Source organism: Rubrivirga sp., from assembly GCF_049648075.1.
Taxonomy (GTDB): domain Bacteria; phylum Bacteroidota; class Rhodothermia; order Rhodothermales; family Rubricoccaceae; genus Rubrivirga.
This window is the reverse complement of the sequence record NZ_JBARYR010000397.1, coordinates 1-4,351: the sequence shown is the minus strand read 5'-3', so window position 1 is coordinate 4,351 and position 4,351 is coordinate 1. Positions and strand designations below refer to the sequence as shown.

4 protein-coding genes, 2 tRNA genes and 2 pseudogenes are annotated in these 4,351 nt (G+C 69.3%); 6 read left to right on the top strand and 2 right to left on the bottom strand.

Annotated elements, in window-relative coordinates; all coding sequences use genetic code 11:
• Positions 1-243, top strand: a pseudogene (locus WBA11_RS11435) (hypothetical protein); the annotation flags it as partial.
• 13 nt (positions 244-256) lie between these two features.
• Positions 257-907 carry a type I-E CRISPR-associated protein Cas6/Cse3/CasE gene (gene cas6e / locus WBA11_RS11430; RefSeq protein ID WP_424520811.1) on the top strand — a complete coding sequence of 217 codons (651 nt, stop codon included), beginning with the start codon at positions 257-259 and terminating at the stop codon, positions 905-907.
• Positions 908-979: 72 nt separating this feature from the next.
• Here cas6e and WBA11_RS11425 read toward each other — a convergent pair.
• Together WBA11_RS11425 and WBA11_RS11420 are read right to left on the bottom strand one after the other, a co-directional pair.
• Positions 980-1,053: transfer RNA gene (locus WBA11_RS11425), tRNA-Val, on the bottom strand.
• A 53-nt stretch (positions 1,054-1,106) separates the two neighbouring features.
• Positions 1,107-1,179, bottom strand: a tRNA-Gly gene (locus WBA11_RS11420).
• A gap of 229 nt (positions 1,180-1,408) precedes the next feature.
• On the opposite strand from WBA11_RS11420, the gene rpmH reads away from it, so the two are divergent.
• The 4 genes and pseudogenes from rpmH to WBA11_RS11400 all read left to right on the top strand — a co-directional run.
• Positions 1,409-1,564, top strand: coding sequence for a 50S ribosomal protein L34 (gene rpmH, locus WBA11_RS11415; protein ID WP_424520810.1), 156 nt, complete (start codon positions 1,409-1,411; stop codon positions 1,562-1,564).
• A 10-nt stretch (positions 1,565-1,574) separates the two neighbouring features.
• Positions 1,575-2,003, top strand: coding sequence for a ribonuclease P protein component (locus WBA11_RS11410; RefSeq protein WP_424520809.1), 429 nt, complete (start codon positions 1,575-1,577; stop codon positions 2,001-2,003).
• Positions 2,004-2,034: 31 nt separating this feature from the next.
• Positions 2,035-3,936 carry a membrane protein insertase YidC gene (gene yidC / locus WBA11_RS11405; RefSeq protein WP_424520808.1) on the top strand — a complete coding sequence of 634 codons (1,902 nt, stop codon included), beginning with the start codon at positions 2,035-2,037 and terminating at the stop codon, positions 3,934-3,936.
• A 53-nt stretch (positions 3,937-3,989) separates the two neighbouring features.
• A pseudogene (locus WBA11_RS11400) lies at positions 3,990-4,351 on the top strand (tRNA uridine-5-carboxymethylaminomethyl(34) synthesis GTPase MnmE); the annotation flags it as partial.

The following is a 4,351-nucleotide window of genomic DNA, read 5'->3' as shown; positions in this document are numbered from 1 at the left end:
GCCGAGGTCTTGTCGGAGTTCGGTTACCCCGCCGGCTCCCGTCCTCGAGGCCGAGGCCTGTTGTGGGGGCCGCGCCCATCGCGTGGCTCCCGCCGGCTCGTCCTCGACGTCGAGGCCGTGCCCCCCGGCCTCGACGTCGCCGAGCGTCGTGTGGCGCCGGACACGCCCGTCTCGTTCTCGCCGCGCCGGTTCCTCCCGCGCGAGACCGTTGTCCTCACTCTTCCGAACGATGTACCTCAGTAGGCTCGCCGTCAACATGCGGAATCCCCAAGCCCAGCGCGACCTCGCCGACCCGTACCAACTCCACCGGACGCTCGCCCGCGTCTTCCCCGGTGCCCGAGCTGACGGCGACGGTGCCAACGAGGCCCGGTCGCCCAACCACGGCCTGCTGTTTCGGTCCGAGCCCGACGCCCCCGGCGGCCCCGCCGTCCTCGTCCAGTCGCTCACCGAGCCCGACTGGTCCGCCCTCGAGGCCGGCTACGCCCGCCGCATCGATGGGCCCAAGCCGTTCGACCCCGCCCTCGAGGTTGGCCAACGGCTCCGGTTCCGGCTGGTCGCCAACCCGACCGTCAAGAAGAAGCGGCCCGGCCAGAAGAACGGCGCCCGAGTCCCGCTCGTCCATGACCGAGTGCCCGCCGGCCACACACGGGCGACCCTCGGCTACCTCGATTGGCTCGAGCGGAAGGCCGAGGCGGCGGGCCTCGCCCTCGAGGCCGACCGGATCCTCGACGCCCCGTTCGAAGTCCGAACGCGCAAGGCGGGCGGTCACCGGATCACGTTGTTCGGAGTCCGCTTCGACGGCACGGCGAGCGTCGACAACCCCGACGCTCTCGCTGACGCTCTCCGAGGTGGGGTCGGTCCGGCCAAGGGGCTGGGGTTCGGTCTCCTGTCTCTCGCCATGAGATGACAGGTTGTTGGACCCATGTTGGACCTGTCAGGGAAAGACCGCAGTCGCCCAACAATTTAGCCAGTCTACGTGTGGGCGGTGAGGGATTCGAACCCCCGACCCTCTCGGTGTAAACGAGATGCTCTAACCAACTGAGCTAACCGCCCTCGACGTCGCGTCCTCGAGGACGACGACACGATCGTGAGACCGTCGGTCTCGGAGCGAGAAACGGGACTCGAACCCGCGACCCTCAGCTTGGGAAGCTGATGCTCTACCAACTGAGCTATTCTCGCCGGTCGCCCGTCGTGGAAACGAGCGGAGGACGAAGGTAGCGTGCCGGACCGACGGCCCGCAACCCGTCCTCGAGGGCGCGTGCGAAGTCAACGGCCCTTCACGGGCGCACGTCGCACACGTTCTATCTTTTTCGACCGCCGCCTTCGGGATCTGCCGCAGGCGGCGCGTTTGTGTTTCCCGCCGGCGCCGCCGGCGCTGCCCGACCGACGCGCCCCAGGCGCCATCTCTATGAAGCGCACCTACCAGCCCAGCCGCCGCAAGCGCGCCAATAAGCACGGCTTCCGCGCCCGCATGGCCACCAAGAACGGCCGCAACGTCTTGGCCCGCCGCCGCGCCAAGGGCCGTCACGACCTGACGGTCAGCGACACGAAGTCGACCAAGTAGACCGGCTCGCGTGCGTCCGAACGCGTTCCCGCGGTCACGCCGCCTCAAGCGCCGCCGGCTGATCCGGCCGCTCTTCGACCGGGGCCGCGACGACGTCGGGCGCGTGCGACAGGGGACCGTCATGGTTCTCTACCGGACCGTGCCTCGTGAGGCGACCGGCCTCGAGGTCGGTGTCCAGGTCGGGTTCGCGCCGGGACGCCGCACGACCAACGCGGTGCGGACCCGGGTCCGCCGGCTGATGCGCGAGACCTTCCGGTCGCACCAAGCCGACGTCCTCGAGGCGTTCGACGCTCGTGAGGACTGTCTGACGATGATGGTGTTGTACCGAGGGCGTGACGACGCGGCCTCCCAAGCCATCCGCCGAGACCTGCCGCTCGCCCTCGACCGACTCGCACAGCGCGAGATCCCCGCCGCACCTCGCGCCTCGTCCGTTCCGTAGACGCCGGCCTCGCTCACCCTCCAGACCCCACGTGGAACCCCAGGGACTCGACCGCACCGCCCTCATCGGCATCCTCCTGATGTCCCTGATCCTGGGGCTCTGGATGATCCAGACGGCGCCGACGGCCGAGCAAGTCGAGGCGCAGCAGGCCGCCGCCGACTCCATCGCGGCCGTCCAGGCCGAGGCCGCCGCCCTCGAAGACGACGCGCGTCCCGCCCTCGAGGACGACCGCGATGCGGCACCGACCGCGCCCACGGACTCGACGTTCGCAGGGGCCGTCGGAGGACCGGGCCGCCAGTTCACGGTCGTGAGCGACCGCTACCACGCGACGTTCTCGACCAAGGGCGCGACGCCGGTCAGCTTCAAGCTGCTCAACTACGACCGCTCGGGGACCGAGGAGCCGGTCGAGATGATCTCAGACCCCGACGGAGCGCTCGCCCTGGGTGTCTTGCCGAGCCAAGGCGACTACCTCGACACACGAGCGCTCACGTTCCAGCCCATCGTGGACGGCGAGATCTTCGAGGGCGACACGCTACGTGTCGGGGCCAACGCCGAGGCCGACCTCCGCTTCGAGGCGCCCATCGGCGACGGCGCGTTGCGGTTCGTCTACGGGTTTAACCCTGACGCGTACGCCCTCGACTTCCGCATCGAGACGCCGGGCACGGACCTACTGAGCCAGGGCGGCGGCTACGAGGTGATCTGGGACGGCGCGTTGCCGCTCGCCGAGGCCGATCCGCAGGGCGAGACGCAGCAGGCCGGTGCCTTCGTCCGGACGGGCGGCGAGGACACCGAAAAGATCGTCCTGAACGAGCCGGGTGAGGCCGATCCGATCGTGCTGAGCGGCAGCGTCGACTGGATCGCGGTCAAGACCAAGTTCTTCATCGCGGCCGTCATCCCTGACGAGGGGACCGCGACGTCGTCCGGCCGCATCGAGGGCGCGCAGTCGGGCGAGGCGGACGACGCCGAAGGGTTCGAGCAGGACTACCTCGCGGCCATCGAGATGCCGCGATTGGCTGCGAACGAGGCGGCGGAGTTCACGCTCTATCTCGGCCCGCTCCAACTCCGCCGGTTGGCGGACTACGGGCTCTACGACACCGTCGACTTCGGCGCCTGGGTCGGCTGGATGATCCGGCCGATCGCGCAGTACGTCGTCGCGCCGGCGTTCGCGTTTCTGTCGACGTTCATCCCGAACTACGGGCTCGTCATCATCGTGTTCGCGCTCTTGGTCAAGCTGCTCTTGTGGCCGCTGACGGCCGTGAGCTACCGGAACGCGGCCAAGATGCGCGAGCTGCAACCGCAGCTGACCGCCGTCAAGGAGAAGTACGGCGACGACCCGCAGAAACAGCAGGAGGCCATGATGGGCGTCTACAAGACGGCCGGCGTGAACCCGCTGGGCGGCTGCCTACCGATGCTGTTGCAGTACCCGCTGCTGATCTCGCTGTGGCGCTTTTTCCAGTCGACGCTCGTCCTCCGCGGCGAGTCGTTCGCGTGGGCGCCCGACCTGTCGGCGCCGGACCCCGTGATCTCGCTGCCATTCACGATCCCGTTCATTGGCGATTTCCTGGCCGGGTTCACGATCCTGATGGCGGCCTCGATGGTGATCTCGATGCGGCTGTCGATGTCGACCTCGACGGGGATGGCGGGCGGCCAGCAGAAGGTTCTGATGTACCTGATGCCGGTCATGTTCTTTTTCTTCTTCAACCGGTTCCCGTCGGGCCTGTCGCTCTACTACCTCGCGTTCAACGTCTTCTCGATCGTGCAGCAGCGGCTGGTGAACAAGCAGGTCCACGACGCCCACGAGCGCGGCGAGGCGCCTGAATTGGACAAGGCCGCTGCGGCGCTGGAGCGGAAGGTGTCGAAAAAGAAGAACGGCAAGCGGGCGCGCCGGCCGGGTCGCAAGCCGACGGCTTCGGCGAACGGCCGCAAGCGCTGAGGCCCTCCGGGCCGGTTATGGGGTACGAGGCTCATTCCGACCTGCCGTCCTCGGTGCGCCCCGACTTCGAAGGCGGAGATGCCGGGTTCGAGGCCGACACGATCGCCGCGCTCGCGACGGCGCGGGGTACGGCGGCCCTCGCCGTGATCCGGGTGAGTGGCCCCCGCGCCCTCGAGGCCGTCGACTCCCGGTTCGGGCCGTCCGTCCTCGAGGCCGAGGAGCGAACGGTCCGGGTCGGTTGGCTGCGGGACGAGCGAGGGGACCGGGTCGACCAGGTCGTGTGCGTCGTGTGGCGCGGGCCGCACTCGTCCACGGGCGAGGACGTGGTCGAGGTGACCTGCCACGGTGGCGACGCGGTCTCCGGAGCGGTCTTGCGCGTGCTGTTCCAAGCCGGCGCCCGACCGGCGCGCGCGGG

Coding starts and splice junctions, on each gene's coding strand:
- cas6e (WP_424520811.1), top strand. CDS start 257: ATGCGGAATCCCCAAGCCCAGCGCGACCTCGCCGACCCGTACCAACTC.
- rpmH (WP_424520810.1), top strand. CDS start 1,409: ATGAAGCGCACCTACCAGCCCAGCCGCCGCAAGCGCGCCAATAAGCAC.